Source organism: Pseudomonas monsensis, assembly GCF_014268495.2.
GTDB classification, from domain to species: Bacteria; Pseudomonadota; Gammaproteobacteria; order Pseudomonadales; family Pseudomonadaceae; genus Aquipseudomonas; species Aquipseudomonas monsensis.
On record NZ_CP077087.1, the window covers coordinates 1,077,390 to 1,102,107 of the forward strand.

Sequence of the window (24,718 nt, forward strand, 5' to 3'; positions counted from 1 at the left end):
CAAAAACAGTCCGACAACCAATTCGTGACACACGCCTCATCTCAAGGCGAACCTTTCGCCTTGGCTCCTACGATAAAAACAAGTTTCGGAGACCAGCATGAACGCATCGCTTACGCCCAACGAAACCACGGTCCAGAAGGTCAAGCTGCTGATCGACGGCGAGTGGGTCGAATCGCAGACCACCGAGTGGCACGACATCGTCAACCCGGCGACCCAGCAAGTGCTGGCCAAAGTGCCGTTCGCCACCGCGGCTGAAGTCGATGCCGCCATCAGTGCCGCACACCGCGCGTTCCAGACCTGGAAACTGACGCCGATCGGTGCACGCATGCGCATCATGCTCAAACTGCAGGCGCTGATTCGTGAGCATTCCAAACGCATCGCCGTCGTCCTGAGTGCCGAGCAGGGCAAGACCATTGCCGATGCCGAGGGTGATATTTTCCGTGGCCTGGAAGTGGTCGAGCACGCGTGCTCCATCGGCACTCTGCAAATGGGCGAGTTCGCCGAAAACGTTGCCGGCGGCGTCGATACCTACACCTTGCGTCAGCCAATCGGCGTGTGCGCCGGCATCACCCCGTTCAACTTCCCGGCGATGATTCCGCTGTGGATGTTCCCGATGGCTATCGCCTGCGGTAACACCTTCGTCTTGAAACCTTCGGAACAGGATCCGCTTTCGACCATGCTGCTGGTCGAGCTGGCGATCGAGGCCGGCGTTCCGGCCGGCGTGCTCAATGTGGTGCACGGCGGCAAGGATGTGGTCGATGCCTTGTGCACCCACAAGGACATCAAAGCGGTATCGTTCGTCGGTTCGACCGCGGTCGGTACCCACGTCTATGACCTGGCCGGCAAGCACGGCAAACGCGTGCAGTCGATGATGGGCGCGAAGAACCACGCCGTGGTACTGCCGGATGCCAATCGCGAACAAGCGCTGAATGCGCTGGTCGGCGCCGGTTTCGGTGCGGCCGGGCAACGTTGCATGGCCACCTCGGTGGTGGTGCTGGTCGGTGCGGCGAAACAATGGCTGCCGGACCTGAAAGCGCTGGCGCAGAAACTCAAGGTCAACGCCGGCAGCGAGCCGGGCACCGATGTCGGCCCGGTGATCTCGAAGAAAGCCAAGGCGCGGATTCTCGAGCTGATCGAAAGCGGCATCAAGGAAGGCGCCAAGCTGGAACTGGACGGTCGCGACATCAAGGTGCCGGGCTACGAGCAAGGCAACTTTGTCGGCCCGACCCTGTTCTCGGGGGTGAAGACTGACATGCAGATCTACACCCAGGAAATTTTCGGCCCGGTGCTGGTGGTGCTGGAAGTCGACACCCTCGATCAGGCCATCGCGCTGGTCAACGCCAACCCGTTCGGCAACGGCACGGGTCTGTTCACCCAGAGCGGTGCAGCGGCGCGCAAATTCCAGAGTGAAATCGACGTCGGCCAGGTCGGCATCAACATCCCGATTCCAGTGCCGGTGCCGTTCTTCAGCTTCACCGGTTCGCGCGGTTCGAAACTTGGCGACCTCGGACCGTACGGCAAGCAAGTGGTGCAGTTCTATACCCAGACCAAAACGGTCACGGCGCGCTGGTTCGATGACGACAGCGTCAACGACGGCGTCAACACCACCATCAACCTGCGCTGAGGACTGGCCATGAAAATCGCATTTATCGGGCTGGGCAACATGGGCGCGCCGATGGCGCGCAACCTGATCAAGGCCGGCCACTCGCTGAACCTGGTCGACCTGAACAAAACCGTGCTGGCGGAACTTGAACAACTGGGCGGCAGCATTCGCGCTTCGGCGCGGGAAGCCGCCGAGGATGCCGAACTGGTGATCACCATGCTGCCGGCCGCTGTGCATGTACGCAGCGTCTGGCTCGGTGAGGATGGTGTGCTTGCCGGTATCGGCAAAGGCGTACCGGCGGTGGATTGCAGCACCATTGATCCGCAGACCGCCCGCGATGTCGCCGCTGCCGCAGCCAAACAAGGCGTGGCAATGGCTGACGCGCCGGTCTCCGGCGGCACCGGTGGTGCGACGGCTGGCACGCTGACCTTTATGGTCGGCGCCACGCCGGAGCTGTTCGCCACCCTGCAACCGGTGCTGGCGCAGATGGGTCGCAACATTGTGCATTGCGGTGAAGTCGGCACCGGGCAGATCGCCAAGATCTGCAACAACCTGCTGCTGGCCATCTCGATGGTCGGCGTCAGTGAAGCGATGGCGCTGGGCGATGCACTGGGGATCGACACCTCGGTGCTGGCCGGGATCATCAACAGCTCGACCGGGCGTTGCTGGAGTTCGGAAATGTACAACCCTTGGCCGGGCATCGTCGAAACGGCACCGGCCTCGCGCGGGTATACCGGTGGGTTTGGTGCCGAACTGATGCTCAAGGATCTGGGGCTGGCGACCGAAGCGGCGCGTCAGGCGCACCAACCGGTCATGCTCGGCGCGGTGGCGCAGCAGTTGTATCAGGCGATGAGTCAGCGCGGCGAGGGCGGCAAGGACTTCTCGGCGATCATTAACAGCTATCGTAAACCGCAATAGTTTGCCGCGGTTTTTGTGGTGAGGGCGCTTTGTGGCGAGGGGATTTATCCCCGCTGGGTCGCAAGGCGATCCCCTGCGTACTGTCAGTCAAATCGGCTATTCAGGTTTGGCGACTGCTGCGCAGCCGAGCGGGGATAAATCCCCTCGCCACAGGTTCTCTATTGCCACAGCGTCCACAAGGCCAGACAGTCAGAATGCAGCAGGTGTTGCCGGGAAATCACGTCGGGTGATCTCCCGGCTTTTTTGCATCAGGCGAACACGAAATACTTGCGCACGGTCTCGACCACTTCCCACGTGCCTTTCATCCCCGGCTCTACCACAAAGATGTCGCCAGCACGCAAGTGGATCGGCGCCATGCCATCCGGGGTGATCACGCAGTAGCCTTCCTGGAAATGGCAGTACTCCCACTTCACGTAGTCGACGCGCCACTTGCCCGGTGTGCAAATCCAGGTGCCCATGATCTTGCTGCCGTCTTCGCTGGTGTAGGCGTTGAGGTTGACGGTGTGTGGGTCGCCTTCGAGTTTTTCCCATTTGCAGGCATCGAGTACCGGCAGCGGGTGGGTGTCGCGCAGAACGGTGATGGGGGCGGTCATGTGTCGGCTCCAGACAAGGCGATGAAACGGAAGCAGCACCGTATAGCGCCACGCTCTATGTCAGATGTCTGTGCTCGACATTCAGTTATCCATAAACGCTGCCTCAGGTTTACTCACAACCTGAATAAACCTTCCTGTGAACTCAATTAACAGCAGTATTGATCCAGGACAAAGGTTATGAAGTTATAACTAATTTACTTCTCCGGTATTTTTCTTTTCTTACGTCAGTGCCACCTCGTTAAGTTGTTCTCGAGACTTCTTTCGCATGAGGGCGCGGGCGCTTCACCATACCCCGTCTTTGTTAAGTAAATATGTCGCTCGTCATGCTGCTCTGCACCAATGGGGCGCGGTGGTTGCGGGACTTCGTACGCTTTTCCCAAGTTGTAAAAAAACCTTGAATAGTTCGTTGACTCTCCCCTTAAGGGCAGAGTTTAGATTGCCGCCGCGTAAGAAGTTGCTGTGGGAAAAGTTACTTCTCATAAGCCGAAATCATGAAGTAGTCACGACATATAGGGAGATAGAAATGAACAATCCATTGGACTTGGAACATGTCATTGCCAGCACTCGCGAAATCCTCGCTCAGCTGTTGGTGATGGGCGCCGATGAAATTGATGAACACAGCAGTATCGTCGAAGACCTCGGTGCCGACTCGCTCGACATCGTCGACCTGAGTTTCCAGCTGGGCCGCCAGTACGGCTGCACGCTGCCAAAAACCAGCGTACTGGACCACGCCGTGGCGGTGTGCGGCGACGCCAGCGAATTTCTCGCCAGCGGCCGTATCACCGAAAGCGGCAAGGCCCTGCTCGAGCAAAGCCTGAGTGCCTACACCCCGGATCAACTGAAGGCTGGCATGCAGCCAGCTCAGGTCTTCGCCGCGACCACCGTGCGCAACTGGGCCAACCAGTGCCGCAACCTCTTCAACTACCTGCCGGCCACCTGCCCGGATTGCGGCGCTCACCAGGCCGTGCTGAACGAGCGTCAGCAAGTGGTCTGTGGTGCGTGCAGTGCACGTCTGGTGCCGGCGGATGGTGACGAAGTGTCCCGTCAACTGGTCGAGCAGTTTGTCGCCACTCACGTCAAAGAGACGGTGTAGGAGTTCTCATGCGGGCACGAGAAGTCTATGTGAGCGGGTTCGGTCTGGTTGCGCCCATGGCGCTGGACGCTGCCACGTTGTTCGAGCGGATTTGCCGGAAGCAATCCTGTGTCCGCGAACATCCCCGGTTCAAGGCGCTGGGTTTTGCCAACAGCGCGGCGGGGTTTATCGACGACGCGCAGTGGCAGCAGATCGGCGCGGGTTTCGGCGGCAACGTGGCGCTGCACCCACGGCAAAGCGTGCTGGCCGAGTACGTGGCCCGTCAGGCACTGGAACAGGCCGGTCTGACGCCGGCGGATTTTGCCCACAGTCGCAGCGGCCTGTTTCTGGGGGCCAACAAGTACTGTGCCGACAGCCATGACTTGCAGCGGGTCAGCCGTTGCATGGACCCGGCCGGCCGCGTTGACCTCGATCAGCTGCTGGACAACCCGGCCCCGTCGAGCGCGAGGTTCGTGCGGCGGGTCGACCAACAGACCCAGCATCTGGCCGACCGGCTCGGTATCCGCGATCACATCTCCACTCACTCCGATGCCTGCGCCGCCGGCACCATGGCCATCGGCAGTGCTTACCGGGCCATCGAGCGCGGCGAGATCGACGTGGCTCTTTGCGGCGCCGTCGAACTGATGGCCAACGAATTGCCTTATTACATGTTCAACAGCCTTGGGGCGCTGTGTCAGGCCGATCTGCCTGCGAGTGAGCAAAGTCGCCCGTTCATGCCGGACCGCAGTGGTTTTGTACTCAGCGAAGGTTCGGCGATGGTCGTGCTTGAATCCGCCGCGCACGCCCAGCGGCGCAAGGCCGCGCCACTGGGGCGGGTGCTGGGTTACGCAAATGTCTGCGAGGCCCAGAAGATGACGTCCAGTAGCCGCGACGGCAGCAAATACGAGGAATGCATGGAAGCCGCAATCGAAGATGCCGGGCTGCTGCGCAGTGCCGTGCAACACGTCAACACCCACGGCACCTCCACTCAGGCCAACGACAGTTGTGAAGCGCTGGCGCTGCAACGGTTGTTCGGTGGATGCCAGGACTTCATGACCTTCACCGCGAACAAGTCCGCCATCGGCCACTCTCTGGCCGGCAGCGGTGCGATCGAAGCGGTGCTGTCGCTGATCAGTCTGCGCGAGGGGGTGCTGCTGCCAACCCTGAACTATCAGCATGAGCGTAGCGAATACCCGTCGCTGAAATTCCTGAGCGAACCGGCGCGGCAGCCGATCAGCGTGGTGATGTCCAATTCGTTCGGCTTCGGCGGCATCAACAGCTCGCTGGTTCTGGGGAGGGCATGACATGAACCGAGCCATCTATATCAATGCCGCTGCCGTGCTGAACGCGGCCGGCAGCGAATGCGCCGACTTGCTTGGCACCCCGCCGGTAGCCCAGCCACTGGCCTTTGACCCTCGGCGCCAGGCATTTGCCTTGCCGACGCCGCGTCTGGCCAGTGACCTGTTCGACCGCAAAATCCAGCGCAGCGTCGAGCCGCAGGGGTTGCGGCTGCTGCATTGCACCGCGCGGCTGGCGCCAGCGCTGGCGGCACTGCAATTGCCCGCGTCGCGCATCGCCCTGACGGCGGCCATTCCGGAGGTCGACGCCCCGAGCCCTTGCTGGGACGCGGTCCAAGCGATCATCGAACAGCCGCAAAAACAGCTTGTGCAACTGCTGGCCAATACGCCGCCGCTGCACGCGCTGACCCTGCTCAACAGCAGCGTCATGGCTTATGTCGCCGAAGCGCTGAATTGCCATGGGCCGATGGGCGGTTTCTGTTCTCAGGACAACGCCGGGCTCGATGCGCTGATCGAAGCCTGCCAGCAGATCGGCGAACGCCGTGCCGATGCGGCGCTGGTGGTCAGCAGCAGCCCGAACCTGACGCCGGCGCTGTACCTGCGGGACTCCGATCCGGCAGGCGAACCGGTTTTCGGTGAAGGCGCAGCGGCTTTGCTGCTGGCCGCGACCCCGCCTGCGGGGGCGACACAGATGCTGCGCGTGGCCGGTTTTGCCCGCGGCTACAGCGTCGATCCGCAACGCGCTGCTGCGGTCGGTCAACGTGTGATCGAACAGGCCCTGAGTCGCGAGAAGCTGCGTCTGGGCGACGTCGAGCACCTCGTCGGCAACGGCGATGACGCTCAATTGATGAGCGTGCTCCAAGCCTCCCGGCACGACATGCGCCACACGCGGGTCTTCACCGGTGAGTTGGGCGCCAGCGGCCTGTTGACCGATGTTGCCCTGACGTTGCACCTCAGCCGTGAAGCGGCCGCGACGCCGGGCTACACGTTGCTTGTCAGCCACACCCGCGCCGGTCACTGGGGCGCGTTGCTGTTGGCCAGTGAAACCATGGAGAAGCACGCATGAGTGCGACACGGATTGTGATCACCGGAATGGGCGCCGTCACCGGCTTCGGTTTCGAATGGCAGACCCTCTGGGAAAAAATGCTCGGCGCCGAACATTGTGTGCGGCCGTGGCAACCCGATGACGTGGACGACGGGACATTTGCCGTGCGCTATGCCGCGCCTGTCGACATGCGCCTGATGCCGGAAAAACTGCAAGACCACCCGGCCTGGACGTTGCCCCTGGAAAAGCGCAGCCGCTTTGGCTGGGTGGCTGCCACCCAGGCGGTCAGCGACAGCGGCCTGCAGCCAGAGCAGTTGCGCGGCGCGGCGGTGTTGTGTGCTTCGGGGGCACCGCAGCACATGCTCGCCGACATGCTGTTGACCGAGTCGCCGCAGGGCGGTGTGCCGGGCTGGCAGCATTTGATGTCGCGATCGGCCCAGGTCAGTGCCGAAGGTTCGCTGCGTCAGAGCAATGACCGGCTGGCGCGTGTGATCGCCGACGATCTGGGGTGTGAAGGACCGGTGATCAACATCAGCAGTGCCTGCGCCGGTGCTTCTCAGGCCATCGGCAATGCCTTTCAGATGATTCGACGTGGCGAAGTCAGCGTGGCGCTGGCCGGCGGTGCCGATTCGGTGCTCAACCTGGACACCATGGCCGCGCTGTACCTGCTCGGCGCCGCCTCGGGCGAACAACGCTGGGGCGCCGATCTGTGCCGGCCGTTCGACCGCGACCGCAGCGGCTTGATTGCCGGTGAGGGCGGTGGTTTTGTCGTCCTCGAAAGCCTCGAGCATGCCCTGGCCCGTGGCGCGACGCCCTATGCCGAAGTGCTGGGTTTCGGCAGCAGCCTGGATGCCTACAAGGTCACCGCGCCACAACCGCAAGGACGCGGCGCCGCACTGGCGATGCAGGCCGCGCTGGACGACGCCGGCCTGCGCGCACAGCAGATCGACCTGATCAATGCCCACGGTACCTCGACCCCGCTCAACGATGTTGCCGAAACCCTGGCGATCAAGAGCGTGTTCGCCGAACAGCAGCATTATCGGGCGTTGGCGGTCAGCGCCAACAAATCGCAATTCGGCCATCTGATTGCGGCCGCCGGTGCGCCGGAATGCATCGTCACTGCGCTGGCCTGCCTGAATGACCAGATCACGCCAACGGTGAACCGGCATACCGCCGATGAACAGTGCGATCTGGATTATTGCCCCGGTCAGGCTGTCAGCCGTCGGGTTGATTACGCGCTGAGCAATTCCTTCGGATTCGGTGGCCTCAACACCTCGCTGGCCCTTGGCAAATATCGGGAGCACGGACAATGACTCATGCCACCGCGCGTATCGCCATTGCCGGTAGCGGCTGTGTGTTGCCCAGCGGTTGGGGCGTCGACCGATTGTGGTCGGCGGCCCTTGAAGGTCGCAGCGCGATCTCGCCCCTGCAATCGTCGCTGTTGCACAGTGAGCGGGTCGTCGCATTCGGCCACGTCAGCGATGCAGCGCATCAACGCAGTCGCCAGGACGTCGCGCAAAACCTGCAGCGTTACTGCCCGCCGGCGGTGATCTGGGGTGTCAGCGCGGTGCGTCAGGCGTTGGCGCAAGCCGGACTCGAGCCGGGTGCCAGCGACGTGCGTTTCGGTCTCTATTGCTGTCAGGGCGGCTACACCCATCCATCGCTGACGTCCTACGGCGAACTGCTGCAGGAATGTCAGACCGAGAACGGTGCCGACATGCGACGCCTCGCCCAACGGGTGCTGCAGGAGCGTGCGCTCGATCCGTTTCTGGTGCTCAAAAGCCTGAGCAACGGTTTGCTCGGCGTGGTCAGTCTGGCGCTGAAACTGGAGTGCGAGTGCAACGCCTACATGCAAGGCGTGGCCGGTAATCTGGCGGCGCTGCGTGAAGCCTGCGCGGCGCTGCACAGTGGCCGCATTGATGCGGCGATTGTGGTGGGTGCCGGCAGTGAGCTCGATCCGCTGGCGCTGGCTGCCCTGGCCGAGGCCGGTGTGATCAGCACCGACGGTTCGCAGCACCTGCGCGCATTCGATCGCCAGGGACACGGCGGCATTGTCGGCGAAGGCGCTGCGGCCGTGGTGCTGCGACGTGCCGATGACCTGCCGGCCGGGCCGCAGACCTGTCTGACAGGGCTCTTTGCGCACCCACGCCTGGACTCGCTGAACCTGCCGGATAAACAGGTTGATTTGTTGATCAGCAGCGCCACCGGTGACCCGCAAAAGGACGCCGACCTGGCCCGCACACTGGCGCGAACCGGTGCCGCGCACATCACCAGCAGCACGCCGCTGACCGGCATTCTCAGTGGTGCGCCGAGCCTGGTGGATCTGATTCTCGCCCGGCAAACCCTGCAGGCGCAAAGCGTCGCTCCGATCATCGGTCTTGAGCAACCGGTGGACCCGCATCTGCCGTTTGTCATGGCGCAGCCGCGCGATGCCGTGCTGCACGATTGCCTGGTCATCAACCGCGACGACAACGGCTTCAGCGCCTGTTTTCAATTGGAATTTCACGCGGCCGACTGACTGTCCGGACGCAACGCAGCGCATCTGATTTTTCACTCAAGGGATATAACTGTCATGGATTATCGCGATTACGTACGGCCGAAATTCGTTGAACTGATGCAGGCCCTGGGCCTGGAGTGCCAGTTCCATCGTGCGCTCGGCAGCAAACTGTTTTACCGCGACAAGCAGGGAGCAGAGGTGACCGTCACCGACTTCCTCGGCGGTTACGGGGCTGCGCTGTATGGCCACAACGATCCGCAATTCGTCGATCAGCTCTGCAGCCTGTTGCGTGCCGATGTGCCGTTCAACGCGCAGATGTCGGTGCGCGGTGCCGCCGGCCAGTTGGGGCGCGAACTCAGTGAGGCGTTCAACCGTGAGCTGAACAACAACGAACGCTACATTTCGACCTTCTCCAACAGCGGCGCCGAGTCGGTGGAAATCGCCGTCAAGCACGCCGAATACCGTCGTCAGAAAAACCTGCAGAAGCAATTCGACGAGCGCGATTTCGCCCTCGCCAATCTGGTTGCCAGCGACAAGGCTTATGTCGAACTGGACATCGACGATCTCGATTTGCCAGCGGGCCTGCTGCCGCAGAATCTGTCCTGCGTCACCGTGCGCCAAGTGGCCGAAGCGGTGCGTCAGCACAACCTGGCGCAGTTGCATGTCGAGCCGGTGTTCCTGGCTGTGCGCGGCAGCTTCCACGGCAAACTGGTGAACACCGTTCAGTTGACCTATGGCAAGCAGTACCGCAAGCCGTTCGCCCGTTTCGGTCTCAACGTCGAGTTCATCGACCCGCAGCAGCCGCAGCAATTGCAAGAACTGCCGGCCCGGCATATCCGTCACTGGCTGAGCCTGGAATGGAGCGGTGAAACCCTGCAGGTACGGCGCGAGGCGTTCAGCGCGATCACCGCAGTCCTGCTCGAACCGATCCAGGGCGAAGGCGGCATCAACGAGTTCGCCGGCGAGTTCTACCTGGGCCTGCGCCGCCTGTGCAACGAGCAGCAGTGCCCGTTGATCATCGACGAAGTGCAATCGGGTTTCGGCCGCACCGGCACCTTGCTCGGCGCCAGCCATTTCAACTTGCAGGGCGATTACTACTGCCTGTCGAAAGCCCTGGGCGGTGGCCTGATGAAAATCGCCGCGACGGTGATCCGCGCCAGCCACTACGAAAACGATTTCAGCTACATCCACAGCTCGACCTTCGCCGAAGACGATGCGTCCTGCCATATCGCCCTGTCGGCCCTGCGCCGTTTGTTTGAGAACGACAGCGCGATGCTCAAGGACGTGAACAAAAAGGGCGAGTACCTCAAATCTTCGTTGCTGGAACTCAAGGCGGCCTATCCGGACGTCATCGCCGACGTGCGTGGCCGCGGCTTGCTGCTGGGTTTCGAACTGCACGACCTGACCGGCACCAGCTCACTGGTTCAGGCATCGGCGCAGTACAACGATGCGCTGGGCTACATCATCGCCGGCTACCTGCTGCAATTCGAATCCCTGCGCGTGGCGCCGTCGGGCAGCAACGCCAATGTGATCCGTCTGGAACCGCCGGTGTGCATCACCTTTGCGGAAATTGACGGGTTGATCGCTTCCCTGCAAAAAGTCTGCGACATGCTGCGCCGCCGCGATGCCTTCCCGCTGGCCGCCGGTGTGTGTGCCGACAGCATCGCTGACGTGCCAGCACGCGAGGTCAGCTTCAAGGAGACCGAAACCCGCCCAAAGTCTGACGAGAACGTGCGCGTGGTGGCTCGCGTGGCGTTCATCAACCATTTGATCGATTCGGACATGCTCAGCGATGTCGATCCTTCGCTGTCGACCCTGAGCGCTGAACAGAAGCGCGAGTTCATCAAACGCATGGCCCCCGAGCGCCGTGCCGCGCCGATCGGCCCAGTGCAGATTCGTTCGAAACTCGGCACGGCGGTGGAGTTCACCTTGTACCCGCTGTGCATGGACTCCGATGCGATGGCTGCGTACATCGCCAGCGGTGATCTGCAAACCATCCGTGAAGAGGTTGGCAATCGCATCAAGGATGCCCGTGCCGATGGCTACAGCGTCGCCGGTCTGGGCATGTACACCTCGATCGTGACCAACAACTGCCAGGCGCTGCAGATTCCTGACATGGCGCTGACTTCCGGCAATGCACTGACCATCGGCATGGGCCTGGAAGCCATCGAACAGGGCTGCAAGCAACAGGGCCTTGAGCTGGGCGAGCAGACTGCTGCGGTTGTCGGCGCCGCCGGCAACATCGCTTCGACCTATGCCTCGTTGTTGTCGACCAGTGTCGAGCACCTGATCCTCATCGGCAGCGGTCGCGACGGTTCGCTGCGCCGCCTGGAGAAAACCGCTCAACAGATCTACGCCGAAGCCGCCCGGGCGATCCTCAAGGGTGTCGCCGAACACGATCGTCTCGCCCGGCGCTTGCAGCAAATCGACGGTATCGAAGCGCTGCTAAAGGCCATCGGCAACAGTGCCGACCTCGGTCAACGCGTGGCGAAGCTGGTTGAAGAACGCCTGGGCGCCAACGCCTTTATCACGGTCAGCAACGATCTTGAGGTGTTGAAGCAAGCGCGCATCGTGCTCTGCGCGGCGAACGCACCGCAGCCGTTTCTCTTTGCCGAGCACTTCGCCGAAAACAGCGTGATCTGCGACATCGCCGTGCCGCTGAACGTTGACCAGAACCTCGCCAGCCAGCGCGCCGACGTGCTCTACATGCATGGCGGCATCGTGCAGACACCACTGGGCGATGGCCTGGTGAAAAACGTCCGCGCCTACCTCAAGCAAGGTCAGCTGTATGCGTGCATGGCCGAGTCGGTGCTGATGGGCCTGTCCGGTATGAAACAGCACTACTCCTACGGCGACATCAGCCGCGAGCAAGTGCAGCAGATTCGTGCACTGGCCGCGACCCACGGCTTCAGCCTCGCCCAGTTCAAAACCGACAACTCGCTTTAAGGAACGGTCATGCCGAATAAAGTAGCAGTGGTGACCGGTGGCAGTCGCGGCATCGGTCGGGCGATTGTCCTGACCCTCGCCCGCGCGGGTTATCAGATCGCGTTCAGTTACGTGCGCGATGAAGTGGCGGCGATGGCCTTGCGCGATGAAGTGCAGGCGTCGGGCATCGACTGCCTGGCGCTGCAATGCGACGTCGGTAACGGCGAGAGCATCAAGGCGTTTTTCGAACGGGTCGACCAGCATTTCCAGCGTGTCGATCTGTTGGTCAACAACGCCGGCATTACCCGTGACGGCTTGCTCGCGACGATGTCGGCCCGCGACATCGTCGAGGTGATCCAGACCAACCTGATCGGCACCCTGCTGTGCTGTCAGCAGGTGGTTCCGGGGATGATGCGCCAGCGCAGTGGCTGCATCGTCAATATCAGTTCGGTGGCGGCGCAAAAACCCGGCAAGGGCCAAAGCAATTATGCCGCGGCCAAGGGCGGGGTCGAGTCGCTGACTCGTGCCCTGGCCGTGGAATTGGCGCCGCGCAACATTCGCGTCAATGCGGTAGCGCCGGGCATCGTCAAGACCGAGATGAGCACGGCGCTGATCGGCAGTCAGGAGGAAGAAATCCAGTCGCGCCTGCTGATCAAACGCTACGCCGAACCTGAAGAAATTGCCGAAGCGGTGCTGTACCTCGCTGATCGCGGTTTGTACCTGACCGGGGAGGTCCTGCCGGTCAACGGCGGGCTGAAAATGCCATGAGCCGGACCATTCTGATTACCGGTGCCGCCAAGGGCATCGGCCGCGCGGTGGCGGAGAATTTCGCCACCGAGGCCGACAATCGTCTGATCCTGCTGGATCTCGATCTGCCGGAACTGCAGCGCTGGGTCGATGAACAACACGCGCAGATCAAGGCACGGGTCGAAACCCACGCGGCGAACATTGCCGACCTGCCGGCGATGGAGGCGTTCTTCAAGACCCTCGGTTCGCAAGTCGAATACGTTGATGTGCTGGTCAACAGCGCCGGTATCTGCAACGAGAACGAGCCGGAGGATCTGCACAACTGGCACAAGGTGATTTCGGTCAACCTTAACGGCACGTTCTACGTGACCTCGTTGTGTCTGGCGCTGATGCCCGATCGGGGCCGGATCATCAACATGTCGTCGATCCTCGGTCGGGCCGGCAAGGTGCGCAATACCGCGTACTGCGCGTCCAAGCACGGCATCGTCGGCATGACCAAGGCGCTGGCGCTGGACCTGGCGTCGCGGCAGATCACCGTCAACGCGATTCTGCCGGCCTGGATCGATACGCCGATGTTGCAGGGTGAACTGGCGACGCAAGCGGCGATTGCCGGTTTGACCCAGGAACAGATCGTGCGCAACGCGAAGAAGAAACTGCCGATGCGCCGTTTCATCCAGAGCGAAGAAGTGGCGGCGATGGTGCGTTATCTGGCCAGTCCCGAGGCTGGAGGGGTGACTGCCCAGAGCCTGGTGATTGATGGCGGTGTCGGGTTGGGAATGTAACGATGCCTCGATTTCACATCAGCCACCTCGCCTGTGCCGTGTGGACGTGCCTGGCCGCGCCCGCCGCGATGGCCGAATTCACCGTCGATGATCTCAAGCCGGATTACGCCGACGGTGAAATCGGCGTGGCCACGGCCGTGCGCCTGCACGGTGACGATCAGGTCACGCAGAAAGCCGTGTATTTCAAGGCCAACCTGGAAGACAACTGGGACGGCGGTTACTACAAGGCCAAGGGCCGCGTGCGGTATGACGCGCGCTACGACGGCAACCAACCGTACAGCGAGCGGGCGCGGGACAAATACCGTTTCGATGCCGATTGGCGGCACTTGTATGTGGGCCATGCGCTGGGCGATGGCGAGGTGACGGTCGGCTGGCAGCAAGTGGTCTGGGGGCGTGCCGATGAGTTGCGCGTGCTCGATCAGATCAACCCGCTGGACTACCGCGACGGCCTGACCCCGCTGCTCGAAGACAGCCGCATCGCCGTGCCGATGGTGCGGTTTGCGCAACCGGTGGGCGAGTGGGAACTGGAAGCGCTGTGGATCACCGATTTTGTGAAAAACCAGCCGCCGGTGGCCGGCAGTGAGTTTGCCGCGCCACTGTTTGCCGCGCCGGACCCGCAATATTTCCTGCTCGATTCCAAACCTGGCTATGACGGTGACAAGGGTTATTCCTATGGCCTGAGCGCCAACGGCCGGATCGGCGCGGTGGACACCAGTTTTGTCGCCTTGAGCGCCCGTCAGCAGGACCCGGTGTACGCGGTCGAAGGCCTCGCCGACGACGGTCGCACTCGGCTGGAACGGCAGTTTCCCCGTTACACCATGGGCGGTGCCGGGCTGGCGATCGACGCCGGGCACAGCATCGTGGTGCGCAGCGAGGTGGCGTATTTCGACAACTGGCGCGTGACCAATCCGACGCGTGCCTACGGTGCCGACAGCACGCCGATGGTCAAGTCATTGCTGGGGGTCGATTACCTGTTGCGCGACTGGCTGATTTCCGCGCAGTGGCAGGAACAAGTGCTGCTCGACTGGCAGGACGGGATGTTGCAGGACAAGCGCGAACCGCTGTTCACCCTGTCAGCCGAAGGCACCCATTGGCAGGACCGTCTCAAGAGTCGTCTGGTGGCCGCCGCCTCGCCACCGTTTCAGGACAACGCATTGCTGCAAGGCATCTTCACCTACAAACCGGTGGACTACATCAAGCTCGGCCTGGAAGTGGACGTGTTCTTCGGCAGACCTGAGCGGTCTTTCGGCGAGTACCGCAAGCACGACCAGCTGCGCCTGTCGGCCGGCTATCTGTTTTAACCCCATTGCGCCTGTCGCCACGCTGGTGCAGGCGCCCACGCATTCATCCGATGAAAAGGGAAGTTCTTATGTTGCCGTTTTTGAAAAGTCTGACCACCGCCGCATTGATCCTGGGCAGCGCCTGCGCCAGTGCCGCCGAAGCCGGCAATGCCGATGACATCATCCGTCAGGTGCGTGATCGCAACGACGGTAACAGCTTCATGTCCCAGGTCTCGTTGATCCTGCATGACAAGAAGGGCAATACCCGGGTTCGCGAGTTCACTTACCTGCAAAAGGACTACCCGGACAGCGACAAATTCAGCATGTACTTTTCCGCGCCGACCGACGTGCGTGACGTTGCCTTCCACATCGAGAACCCCCACGAAACCCTGGGCCTGGAAGACAGCCAGTGGATGTACCTGCCGGTCAGCCGCCAGACCCGCCGCATCTCCACCACCGACAAGCGCGGCTCGTTCATGGGCAGTGAGTATTCGTATGCCGACCTGGACAAGATCCGCGTCAAGGATTACTCGCAGAAACTCGTCGGCGAAGAGCAGATCAAGGGCCGCGACTGCTACGTGATCGAGCGCGAACCGGCATCCCCTGAAGTGCTGGCCAAGACCGGCTACAACAAGCTGAAGGTGTGGATCGACAAGCAGAACTTCCTGGTCATGCGCCAGGACTTTTTCGACGTCAAAGGCGTGTTGATCAAGCAGATGCGCACGCAGAAAGTCGCGACCATCGACTCGATCGACAGCATCGTGCTCAGTGAAACCGAACATTTCATCGACGGCACGCGCTCGGAAATGCGCTTCAACCAGTTGCAGTACAACGTCCCGCTGGAAGACCGCCTGTTTACCCAGACCGCGATCAAGCGCGGCCTGAAATCCGGTGACTTGCCGGAATTTGCCGTGTCTGCCCGCTAAGCGCCGACCCCGACGACCTGGAACCGCATGATCATGGAAAGATATCTGAATTTCGTCGAGCGTTATGCGCGGGCGATTGTTTTCCTGCTGGTGGCGATTACCGCGTATTTCACCTATACGCTGGGCGCGCTGGTCTCCGACACCAACCCTTATCTGCTCAAGGAAAGCCACCCGGCGCGCAAGACCATCATCGACTTGCAGGGTGAGTTCACCGGCACCTTCGACTCGGTGATGGTGGCGCTGAACAACCCGCAGACGGTGTTCAACAAGCAGACGCTCAACGCGCTGTTTTCGATGTCGCAGTCAGTGCGCAAGATGATTCTGGCCAACGATGCCGACAAGGAGCAACTGGCGCAAATCGTCGGCAAGTACCCGAATGACAGCCGCGCGCAGTTGTTGACCCGGGACATCCTGGAGGGCGGCTTTTCCCAGAACGACTATGCCCAGGCCAAGGCTTTGCGTGACCATGCGCAGAGCCAGAACTGGGACTCGCACGATCAGCTGTTCCTGACCTTTCTCGCTGAGCGGATCAACCCGATCCGCGAAATGGCCTCGATGGGCGACCTGGAAAACATCGTCCTGACCGACGACGGCGAGCTGTTGATTCACAAGACCCTCAATGCCTATGACATGGACCCGGCCGTGGTCGAGTCGCAGATCATGGGCAACGAATTGATGGTCGACGGGGTGGTGTCCAAGGACAAGAAAGTCGCGATGCTGGTGGCCGAACTCGGCACCAAGCAGGACGATGCCCAGGCGCAACTGCGCGCCTATCAGATCGTGCGCGGCATCGTTGCGCAATATCAGGCCGATCATCCGGAGTACAAGGACGAAATTTTCATTGCCGGCATGCCGATCTTCATCGCCGCGCAGCAGGAAATCATCGACCACGACCTGGCCGTGCTGTTCCCGATCGTGTTTTTGCTGATCACCCTGTTGCTGACTTTCTTCTTCCGCAAACCGCTGGGCGTGCTGTTGCCGCTGTTCAATATTCTGTTCTGCACCATCTGGACCCTCGGGCTGATGGCGCTGTTGCGGGTGCCGTTCGACCTGCTGACCAGTGTGCTGCCGGTGTTCCTGTTCACCATTTGCTGCTCGGACGCGATCCATGTGATGGCCGAATATTACGAGCAGAAAAACGCCGGCAAGAGCAACCGCGAAGCCAACCGTGAAACCCAGCGCCTGATGGTGGTGCCGGTGGTGTTGACGACGGTGACGACCATCGCCACGTTCATGATTTCCACCACCAACAACATTGTCAGCATTCGCAATTTCGGCGTGTTCATGTCCATCGGCCTGACGGCGGCATTGATCATTTCGCTGTTGCTGATTCCGGCGTGGATCTCGCTGTGGGGCAAGGATCAGCCAGCGCAAGCCAAGGCTGAAGTGCACAAGGAATCGATCATCTCGCGTTACCTGGTCGCGTTCTGCGCCTGGATGATCCGCTTTCGCAAGCCGATCCTGTTGGTCGTGCTGCCGCTGCTGGCGCTGGCCACGGTGTTCACCTTCCGCGTCGATATCGAAGACTCCGGCATTGCCTACTTCAAGCCTGAGAGCCACATTCGCGTGTCCGATCAATTCATCAATCACGCGAAGGTCGCGGGCACGGCGCCGGGCTGGATCGCCATCGACAGCAAGGAGCCGCGCGGGGTGCTGACCACCGACGTGGTGCAGTTCATCGACAAGCTCGACCACTTCATCAAGCAGCAGCCGAACGTCAGCTACGGCTACTCGCTGGCCACTTACGTCAAGCGCATGAACCTGGTGCTCAACGACATGAATCCGGATTATCTGCGGGTGCCGAATGCCTTGGAGAAGGTCACGTCGGTCAATGATGACGGGCAGGTCGAGCAGTTTGAAGTGCCGGGCAATTCGCTGATCGAGCAGCACGTGATGCTGTTCGAAAACGGTGGCGGCTCCGACTTGAACAACGTACTCAATGCGGACTTTTCCAAGGCCTTGACCCTGTACACCATGACCTCGTCGGTCGCCAGCGACTATCAGGGCATGCTCGATCGCCTCGATGCCTGGTTGCTGATCAACAAACCCGCCAACCTCGAAGTGACCCACGCCGGCACGCCATTGATCTGGACCGGTGTGTTGCAGGAAATCACTCAGGGCCAGGTATTGAGCTTTTCCCTGGCGCTGCTGGTCGTCACGTTGATGATGATGTACTGGCTCAAGTCGGTGCGCCTCGGGATCCTCGGCATGCTGACCTTGCTGACCACTTCGGTGACGGTCTACGGCTTCATGTTCCTGTTCAACATCGAACTGAACATCGGCACGACGCTGGTGACGTTCCTGGTGGTGGGCGTGGTCGATTACGCGGTGCACCTGCTGTCGCGCATCAAGCTGCTGGTGCAGCAGGGCATCGAAATTGATGCGGCGATTCTGCAGGCGATGCACAGCGTCGGACGCTCGACGGTGATCAACGTGGTGATCTTCTCCGTGGGCTTCATGGCGCTGCTGTTTTCCGACTTCAAACCGATCGTCGACCTCGGTGCACTGGTGGCGATGGCGCTGTTTTCCAGTGGGGTCATGACCATTGTGCTGGTGACGCTGGTATCGCCGTGGTTCTTTGCGGCGATTGCGCCAGTGCATGCGCCGGTTCAGGCCCCCCGCACTGAGGCAGAGACAGAGGCGGTGCCGGGCTGATTCGCCGCCGACCGGGTGCGCAGGCCCTGAGGCGGCAGGCGAGCCCGGTCATACGGTGCAGCAGGGTTTTCAGTTCAGTGTATTGCCCGGGTTTTTTTCGCCATAGCGGGCGATGCGCTCGAACTGACATTCCTGGCGGGCATCGTTGAGGTTGTTCTCAAACGCTTCAAGGCCGTCGTGCAATTGCTGCAAATCGCCGATCTGGGACACCAGTTCGGCTTTTTTTTCGGCAATCGCACGTTGCGCCATGTCCCAGGGAAACTCGTCGCCGCGGTAGTTGTTGAGGATCACCTGCAGCTCTTTGAGCTTGAAGCCCAATTGCTGGGCGCACTTGATGAACGTCAACACTTCAACGCTTTGCTGGCTGTAGATGCGGTATTTGCCTTCACGCTTGGGCTCGGGCAACAGGCCGATTTCTTCGTAATGGCGAATGCTTTTGACTGTGGTGCCCGACAGCTGGGCGGCTTTGCCAATATACATAAAGGTCCGTCTCGATGATCAAACAGGGCGTAGCGCGATCAGGCGTCATGCCAGATCGGGGGGCGATTATATGTCGAATATCATCGAGGTATTGCAACTGTGCGTAAATGACGCGCACAGGCGACGGACGGGCCTGCGACGGCAGCCCGGTGGCGGACTGACGGCGGCGACTGCGCCGTCAGTGGTTCAGACAGGCAACGTCAGCTGGCAGCGGTTGCCCGGGCCTGTTCGAGCCAGATATCGCGCTGGCCGGGTTTGGAGCCCAGGATCGGTCCGAACGTCAGGGTTTTCAGGGGTTTGATCCCGCAGAATTCCAGGGTGGTCTTGCGCATCTGGTGCAGGCCCGGCATGCGATAGATCCACTTGTAATACCAGGGCGGCGTGTCCATGGTCACCAGCAGGTGTGCAGTGCGTCCCTTGAGCAGCTTGTCCGGAAAGGCTTTGCCCTCACGGTACTTGAAGGCGAATCCGGGCAGAAAAATCCGGTCGAGGAAACCCTTCAGCAACGCCGGAATCCCGCCCCACCAGATCGGATAGACAAACGTCAGGTGCTCGGCCCAGGTGATATCGGCCTGGGCTTGCAGCAGATCCGGCTCCAGTGGCTGCACCTTGTTGTAGCCCTCGTGCAGCACGGGGTCGAAATCCAGCGCATCCAGGCGTAGCAGGCGGACGTCATGCCCGGCGTCTTTGGCCGCCTGCACGTAGGTCTCGCTCAATGCCCCGCAAAAACTGTCGGTGGAGGGGTGCCCCAGAATCACGAGCATTCGTTTGCTCATTGTGTGTACTCCTGAAATGAAGCGCACAGGATAGAGTCTGCCCCTAGCGGTAGAGTCAAGGCGTCAATGCGTCGAGCAAGGCCCGTGCGTAACCGGGCAACTGCGCGAAATCCCGCGCGCAGAGTTGCAGGGCGCGGTTCGCCCAGATCTCGTCGAGTGGTCGGCACACCAGCGAATGCACCGAGGCCCAGCGCTCGACCGCGACCCTCGGCACGATCGCCAGCCCCGCCCCGCGCGCCACCATGCGCATGACTCCGTCAAAGCCATCGGTGCGGATGCGGATCGCCATGCGCTGGCCGATGTGCAGCGCCTGTTCCTCCAGGTGAATGGCCAGCGCGCTATGGGCGCCGAGCGCGACGAAATCATGCGCCAGGGTTTGCGCAAAGGTCAGGGAAGGCTGCTCGGCCAGCGGATGCGCCGGCGGCAGGATCAGCATCAGCGGATCATCGCGAAAGGCGCGGGTCTGTAGACCGTGGGTGTCCACCGCATCGGAGACAATCCCGATGTCCGCTGCGCCCTGGCGCAGGGCGTGGGTGATGCGTGCGCTTGGCAGCTCTTGCAGATCAATGTCGAGATTGGGATGACTGCGCAGAAAGTCCGCCAGCACCTCCGGCAGGTATTCGGTGATCGCCGTGGTGTTGCACAGCAAGCGCACCTGGCCTTTCACGCCTTGTGCGTATTCGGCCAGATCCTGCTGCATGCGTTCGGCCTGCTGCAGAAGGATCCGTGCGTGTTGCGCCAGCGCTTTGCCGGCGGCAGTCGGGGTGACGCCACGGCGGCCGCGCTCAAGAAAATCGACGCCAAGCGAGGCTTCCATGGCGCGGATTCTGGCGCTGGCGGCGGCCAGGGACAAGTGGCTGCGGGCGGCGCCGGCGGTGATGTTGCCGGTGTCGAGGATGTGCAGGTAGAGGCGCAGGTCGGTGAGGTCGAAGTGCATGGTTGGCAGCCTCTGGTTTTGGTGGTGTCGGGGCGGGCCTCATCGCTGGCAAGCCAGCTCCCACAGTTTTCAGTGTTGATCTGAAAATGTTTGAACAACAAAAATACTGTGGTAGCTGGCTTGCCAGCGATGGGGCCAGAAGCGCCAAAGACAATATCAGCCTCTTGCTCAGTGAGAGGCACCCTCAGTATATGGCGGATTTTCAGCCAACCCCGACTGGCGCACAGTAGCGCCATGAACACACTCGCAGATTTCTACCAAAACCTGGGGCTGGCTCTGTCTTTGCTGGTCATCGCGACCTTTGTCCTCGCCGGCCTGATCAAAGGCGTGATCGGCCTCGGCCTGCCCACCGTTGCGATGGGCCTGCTCGGTCTGGCTATGGCTCCGTCACAGGCAGCCGCCATGCTGATCATTCCGGCTACGCTGACCAACGTCTGGCAACTGGCCTTTGGCGGGCATCTGAAAGGATTGCTCAAGCGTCTGTGGCCGATGCTGCTGATGATTTTCTTCGGCACCGGCGTCGGCACTTTGTGGATCGGCATGGCCGGTGGACATTGGGTGGTACGCGGACTGGGCGCGGCGTTGTTGCTGTATGCGTTGAGCGGGTTGTTCCTGCCAGCGATGCACGTCAAACCGCGCCACGAAACCTGGCTCGGTCCGCTGTGCGGTTTGCTGACGGGCGTCATCACCTCGGCCACGGGCGTCTTCGTGATTCCGGCGGTGCCTTACATGCAGGCGCTGGGCTTGAGTCGTGATGAACTGGTGCAGGCGCTGGGTCTGTCCTTCACCGTTTCAACGCTGGCGCTGGCCGGTGGTTTGCTCTGGCGCGGCGCGCTGGGTGGCGGCGAATTGAGTGCCTCGCTGTTGGCGCTGATCCCGGCAGTGCTTGGCATGTTGCTCGGCCAATGGCTGCGGCAGCGGATCAGCGCGGTGTTGTTCAAGCGCGCATTCTTCATTGGACTGGGCGCGCTCGGCGCCCATTTGCTGATCAGCGGCTAGCCGAGGATTCGCTGAGCATGTCGATCCGGCGGATATCGAAATCGCGCTCCAGGTACGCCATGCGGTTCTCGAAAAACTCGCGCATGTGCGGCAGATTCGAATGCACGTCCAGATGCGCCTGGCTTTCCCAGATCTCGTAGAAGATGAACAGCGTCGGGTCTTCCTTGTCGCGCAGCATGTGGTACTCGATGCAGCCGGGCTCGGCGCGACTCGGTTCGACGTAAGCGCGAAACAGCGCTTCGAAGGCATCGGCTTTCTCCGGGCGAGTCTTGGCGTGCAGGATAAAACCGTGGTGTTCATTCATCAAAACAACTCCTCAAATACTGATAGCCGGAAATGCTATTGCAACAATCGGCATTAGATTCGTGCATTTTGATCAAATGTATTTTGCGCCCACGCGGCTTATTCCGCGCGTGATGGGGGGGTAACCTGCCGCCATTCCTTTGCCCATCTTTCTCCAGCCCAATGGCTGCGCGAGGCGCTTTCATGAAAAAAGTATTGTTGCTCAATGGCGGTAAAAAATTCGCCCACTCCGATGGTCGCTACAACACCACCCTGCACGAAGCCGCGCTGAGTGTGCTGGATCGCGGCGGTGTCGACGTCAAGACCACGTTCATCGACGAGGGCTACGACGTCGCAGAAGAAGTGGCCAAATTCCTCTGGGCCGACGTGATCATTTATCAAATGCCGGGCTGGTGGATGGGCGCGCCGTGGACGGTGAAAAAGTACATCGACGAAGTGTTCACCGAAGGCCACGGCAGCCTCTATGCCAGCGACGGTCGTACCCGTTCCGATGCGTCGCAGAAGTACGGCAGTGGCGGCCTGATCCAGGGCAAGCAATACATGTTGTCGCTGACCTGGAACGCACCGCAGCAGGCCTTCGATGACCCGACCGACTTCTTCGAAGCCAAAGGCGTGGACGCGGTGTACTTCCCGTTTCACAAGGCCAATGAGTTTCTCGGCATGACCGGGTTGCCGACGTTCCTCTGTGTCGACGTGATGAAGCGGCCGAACATCGAGAACGATGTGGTGCGCTATGAGCAGCATCTGACAGAGGTGTTTGGCCTCCAGGCGTGAAGTGATTTCCTTGGGCCAGGCAAGTGATCTGTGGCGAGGGGAATTTATCCCCTCGCCACAATTGGATACCTTCCCCACAATACAAGGGTGATGATCAGCCCAAGGGATACCTGTGAAAGCCAGATCCGATGAATTGCAGATTTTCGTCTGCGTGATCGAGTGCGGTTCGATTTCTGCCGCAGCCGAGCAGGTCGGGCAGACGCCGTCGGCGGTCAGTCGCACCTTGTCACGGCTGGAAGCCAAGCTCGACACCACGCTGATCAACCGCACCACACGGCGCATGGACCTGACCGAGGAGGGTAAGTACTTCTTCGAGCAGGCCAAGCTGATTCTCGATCAGATGGACGCCCTCGAAGAGCGTCTGTCCTCGCGCCAGCAAACCCCGTCCGGACGCCTGCGGATCAACGCCGCATCGCCGTTCATGCTGCATGCCGTCGTCCCCTACATCGACGAATTCCGCCGCCTCTATCCGGACATCCAGCTCGAACTCAACAGCAATGACCTGATCATTGACCTGCTGGAACAAAGCACCGACATCGCCATCCGCATCGGCACCCTCGCCGATTCGACGTTGCACGCGCGCTCCCTCGGCTGCAGTCCGTTGCTGATCGTCGCCAGCCCCGCGTATCTGGAGAAACACGGCGCGCCGCAGCAAGTCGCCGATCTAGGCGAACACACCTTGCTCGGCTTCACCCAGAACGAAGGCCTCAACCAATGGCCGCTGCGCTACGTGCACGGCGACCGCTGGCCGATCACCCCGGCGATCAGCGCCTCCAGTGGCGAGACCGTGCGCCATCTGGCGCTGGAAGGTCAGGGCATCGCCTGCCTGTCGCACTTCATGACCATCGACGACATCCGTGCCGGGCGCCTCAAGGTGCTGCTGGCGGAATTCAACAGCGGTTATCGTCAGCCGATTAACGCCGTGTACTACCGTAACTCGCAACTGGCGCTGCGCATTCAATGCTTCCTCGACTTCATCCAGAGCAAACTCGTCGCTTACGCCAACGCCGACTTCAAGGGCTGATTCGTGACCTCTGCGCAAGAGTGAATTGGGCGAGGGCGGGTGTTTCCCGCACGCTCGGCGGCCGATACTCGCCCCATCACTTATTCACGCAGGGAGTTTCTCCATGAAGGTATTCATCACCGGCGCCGCCGGTTTTATCGGCGGCTCCATCGCCACCGGTCTGCTCCAGGCCGGGCACAATGTCACGGGCCTGGTGCGCAGCGCCGAGCAGGCGGATGAGCTGAAGGCATTGGGCATCACCCCGGTGATCGGCACCCTCGAAGACAGCACGCTGCTGGCCGCACAGGCCCGCGCGACTGACGCGGTGATCAACGCTGCCAGCAGCGACCATCGCGGTGCGGTCGAAGCCTTGCTCGACGCGTTGCGCGGCTCGAACAAAGCGTTCCTGCACACCAGCGGTTCGAGCATCGTCGGCGATGCCTCGGGCGGTAAGTCCAGCGACGTTATCTACGTCGAAGACAACCTGCCGCCACCGACCGTCGACAAGGCGGCCCGCGTGGCCATCGACAACCTGATCCTCGCGGCGGCGAAAGACGGAGTGAATTCGGCGGTGATCTGCAACACCCTGATCTATGGCCACAGCCTGGGCGTCAATCGCGACAGCGTGCAGTTGCCGCGCCTGCTCAAACAGGCCCGCAAAAGCGGCGTGGTGCGGCACGTCGGCAGCGGCCAGAACATCTGGTCCAACGTGCACATCGAAGACGTCGTCGCCCTGTACCTGCTGGCGCTGACCAAGAACGTGCCGGGTACCTTCTACTTCGTCGAGAGCGGTGAAGCGTCATTCATCGACATGACCACCGCCATGGCCCAGGCCCTGAACCTCGGCCAGCCACAAGACTGGCCGCTGCAAGACGCCGAAGCCGAATGGGGCTACGAAATGGCCAACTACGGCCTCGGCTCCAACAGCCGCGTACGCGGCAAACACGCCCGCGAACTGCTGGGCTGGGCGCCGAAGCGTACGTCGGTGGTGGAATGGATTCGTAACGAAATGGTGTGAGTCGTACACCCCCTCTGTAAACACCACCGAACCTGTGGGCGCTGGCTTGCCAGCGATAGCGGTCGACCAGTCAGCATCTGTGTTGAA

General features: G+C 61.3%; 22 protein-coding genes. 17 read left to right on the forward strand and 5 right to left on the reverse strand.

Going from position 1 to position 24,718, the window contains the following annotated elements:
- Positions 1–97 precede the first annotated feature (97 nt).
- Positions 98–1,624: a CoA-acylating methylmalonate-semialdehyde dehydrogenase gene (locus tag HV782_RS04525; RefSeq protein ID WP_123464406.1), complete on the forward strand. Its 1,527-nt coding sequence runs from the start codon at positions 98–100 to the stop codon at positions 1,622–1,624.
- 9 nt (positions 1,625–1,633) lie between these two features.
- Positions 1,634–2,521 carry a 3-hydroxyisobutyrate dehydrogenase gene (gene mmsB / locus HV782_RS04530; RefSeq protein ID WP_128614874.1) on the forward strand — a complete coding sequence of 296 codons (888 nt, stop codon included), beginning with the start codon at positions 1,634–1,636 and terminating at the stop codon, positions 2,519–2,521.
- 248 nt (positions 2,522–2,769) lie between these two features.
- On the opposite strand, the gene HV782_RS04535 is transcribed toward mmsB, so the two are convergent.
- A complete protein-coding gene (locus tag HV782_RS04535; protein ID WP_003177747.1) occupies positions 2,770–3,114 on the reverse strand; it encodes a cupin domain-containing protein in 345 nt (114 codons plus the stop codon).
- Positions 3,115–3,637: 523 nt separating this feature from the next.
- Between HV782_RS04535 and HV782_RS04540 the strand changes: the two genes are divergently transcribed.
- The 11 genes from HV782_RS04540 (at position 3,638) to HV782_RS04590 (ending at position 18,341) form a co-directional block, all read left to right on the forward strand.
- On the forward strand, positions 3,638–4,207 hold the full coding sequence (locus HV782_RS04540; protein ID WP_186746345.1) for an acyl carrier protein: 570 nt from the start codon (positions 3,638–3,640) through the stop codon (positions 4,205–4,207).
- An 8-nt stretch (positions 4,208–4,215) separates the two neighbouring features.
- Entirely contained in the window at positions 4,216–5,490 is a 1,275-nt protein-coding gene (locus HV782_RS04545; RefSeq protein WP_186746343.1) for a beta-ketoacyl-[acyl-carrier-protein] synthase family protein, read from the forward strand.
- A 1-nt stretch (position 5,491) separates the two neighbouring features.
- Entirely contained in the window at positions 5,492–6,550 is a 1,059-nt protein-coding gene (locus HV782_RS04550) for a beta-ketoacyl synthase (protein ID WP_186746341.1), read from the forward strand.
- Positions 6,547–7,842, forward strand: coding sequence for a beta-ketoacyl-[acyl-carrier-protein] synthase family protein (locus HV782_RS04555; RefSeq protein WP_123464416.1), 1,296 nt, complete (start codon positions 6,547–6,549; stop codon positions 7,840–7,842). The genes HV782_RS04550 and HV782_RS04555 overlap by 4 nt, the downstream gene beginning before the upstream one ends.
- Positions 7,839–9,047, forward strand: a complete 1,209-nt coding sequence (locus tag HV782_RS04560; protein WP_123464418.1) for a beta-ketoacyl synthase N-terminal-like domain-containing protein — start codon at positions 7,839–7,841, stop codon at positions 9,045–9,047. The genes HV782_RS04555 and HV782_RS04560 overlap by 4 nt, the downstream gene beginning before the upstream one ends.
- Positions 9,048–9,101: 54 nt before the next feature.
- The gene (locus HV782_RS04565; RefSeq protein WP_186746339.1) at positions 9,102–11,972 is read left to right on the forward strand and encodes an aminotransferase class III-fold pyridoxal phosphate-dependent enzyme; all 2,871 of its coding nucleotides are present in this window, start codon (positions 9,102–9,104) and stop codon (positions 11,970–11,972) included.
- A 9-nt stretch (positions 11,973–11,981) separates the two neighbouring features.
- Positions 11,982–12,719, forward strand: a complete 738-nt coding sequence (locus HV782_RS04570; protein WP_123464422.1) for a 3-oxoacyl-ACP reductase family protein — start codon at positions 11,982–11,984, stop codon at positions 12,717–12,719.
- Positions 12,716–13,480, forward strand: a complete 765-nt coding sequence (locus HV782_RS04575) for an SDR family NAD(P)-dependent oxidoreductase (protein WP_123464424.1) — start codon at positions 12,716–12,718, stop codon at positions 13,478–13,480. The genes HV782_RS04570 and HV782_RS04575 overlap by 4 nt, the downstream gene beginning before the upstream one ends.
- 2 nt (positions 13,481–13,482) lie before the next feature.
- Positions 13,483–14,781 carry a DUF1302 family protein gene (locus tag HV782_RS04580; protein WP_186746337.1) on the forward strand — a complete coding sequence of 433 codons (1,299 nt, stop codon included), beginning with the start codon at positions 13,483–13,485 and terminating at the stop codon, positions 14,779–14,781.
- A 68-nt stretch (positions 14,782–14,849) separates the two neighbouring features.
- Entirely contained in the window at positions 14,850–15,686 is an 837-nt protein-coding gene (locus tag HV782_RS04585; RefSeq protein ID WP_123464428.1) for an outer membrane lipoprotein-sorting protein, read from the forward strand.
- Between the two features lie 33 nt (positions 15,687–15,719).
- Positions 15,720–18,341 carry an efflux RND transporter permease subunit gene (locus HV782_RS04590; protein ID WP_128615149.1) on the forward strand — a complete coding sequence of 874 codons (2,622 nt, stop codon included), beginning with the start codon at positions 15,720–15,722 and terminating at the stop codon, positions 18,339–18,341.
- A 69-nt stretch (positions 18,342–18,410) separates the two neighbouring features.
- On the opposite strand, the gene HV782_RS04595 is transcribed toward HV782_RS04590, so the two are convergent.
- From HV782_RS04595 to HV782_RS04605, 3 genes are all read right to left on the reverse strand, one after another.
- A complete protein-coding gene (locus HV782_RS04595) occupies positions 18,411–18,821 on the reverse strand; it encodes a MerR family transcriptional regulator (RefSeq protein WP_123464430.1) in 411 nt (136 codons plus the stop codon).
- A 200-nt stretch (positions 18,822–19,021) separates the two neighbouring features.
- Positions 19,022–19,597 (reverse strand): NAD(P)H-dependent oxidoreductase, encoded by a 576-nt coding sequence (locus tag HV782_RS04600; RefSeq protein WP_123464432.1) that lies wholly within the window; start codon positions 19,595–19,597, stop codon positions 19,022–19,024.
- 55 nt (positions 19,598–19,652) lie between these two features.
- On the reverse strand, positions 19,653–20,534 hold the full coding sequence (locus tag HV782_RS04605) for a LysR substrate-binding domain-containing protein (protein WP_186746335.1): 882 nt from the start codon (positions 20,532–20,534) through the stop codon (positions 19,653–19,655).
- Between the two features lie 234 nt (positions 20,535–20,768).
- Here HV782_RS04605 and HV782_RS04610 point away from each other — a divergent pair, with 234 nt between their 5' ends.
- On the forward strand, positions 20,769–21,533 hold the full coding sequence (locus HV782_RS04610) for a sulfite exporter TauE/SafE family protein (RefSeq protein ID WP_186746332.1): 765 nt from the start codon (positions 20,769–20,771) through the stop codon (positions 21,531–21,533).
- Here the strand turns inward: HV782_RS04610 and HV782_RS04615 are convergent.
- Positions 21,523–21,837, reverse strand: coding sequence for a putative quinol monooxygenase (locus tag HV782_RS04615; RefSeq protein WP_186746330.1), 315 nt, complete (start codon positions 21,835–21,837; stop codon positions 21,523–21,525). The two genes, HV782_RS04610 and HV782_RS04615, sit on opposite strands and share 11 nt — an antisense overlap.
- Before the next feature lie 182 nt (positions 21,838–22,019).
- Here HV782_RS04615 and mdaB point away from each other — a divergent pair, with 182 nt between their 5' ends.
- From mdaB to HV782_RS04630, 3 genes are all read left to right on the forward strand, one after another.
- The gene (mdaB, locus tag HV782_RS04620) at positions 22,020–22,610 is read left to right on the forward strand and encodes an NADPH:quinone oxidoreductase MdaB (RefSeq protein WP_186746327.1); all 591 of its coding nucleotides are present in this window, start codon (positions 22,020–22,022) and stop codon (positions 22,608–22,610) included.
- 112 nt (positions 22,611–22,722) lie between these two features.
- A complete protein-coding gene (locus HV782_RS04625; protein ID WP_186746325.1) occupies positions 22,723–23,634 on the forward strand; it encodes a LysR family transcriptional regulator in 912 nt (303 codons plus the stop codon).
- Positions 23,635–23,737: 103 nt separating this feature from the next.
- Positions 23,738–24,631, forward strand: a complete 894-nt coding sequence (locus HV782_RS04630) for an NAD-dependent epimerase/dehydratase family protein (RefSeq protein WP_186746323.1) — start codon at positions 23,738–23,740, stop codon at positions 24,629–24,631.
- Positions 24,632–24,718: the final 87 nt, after the last annotated feature.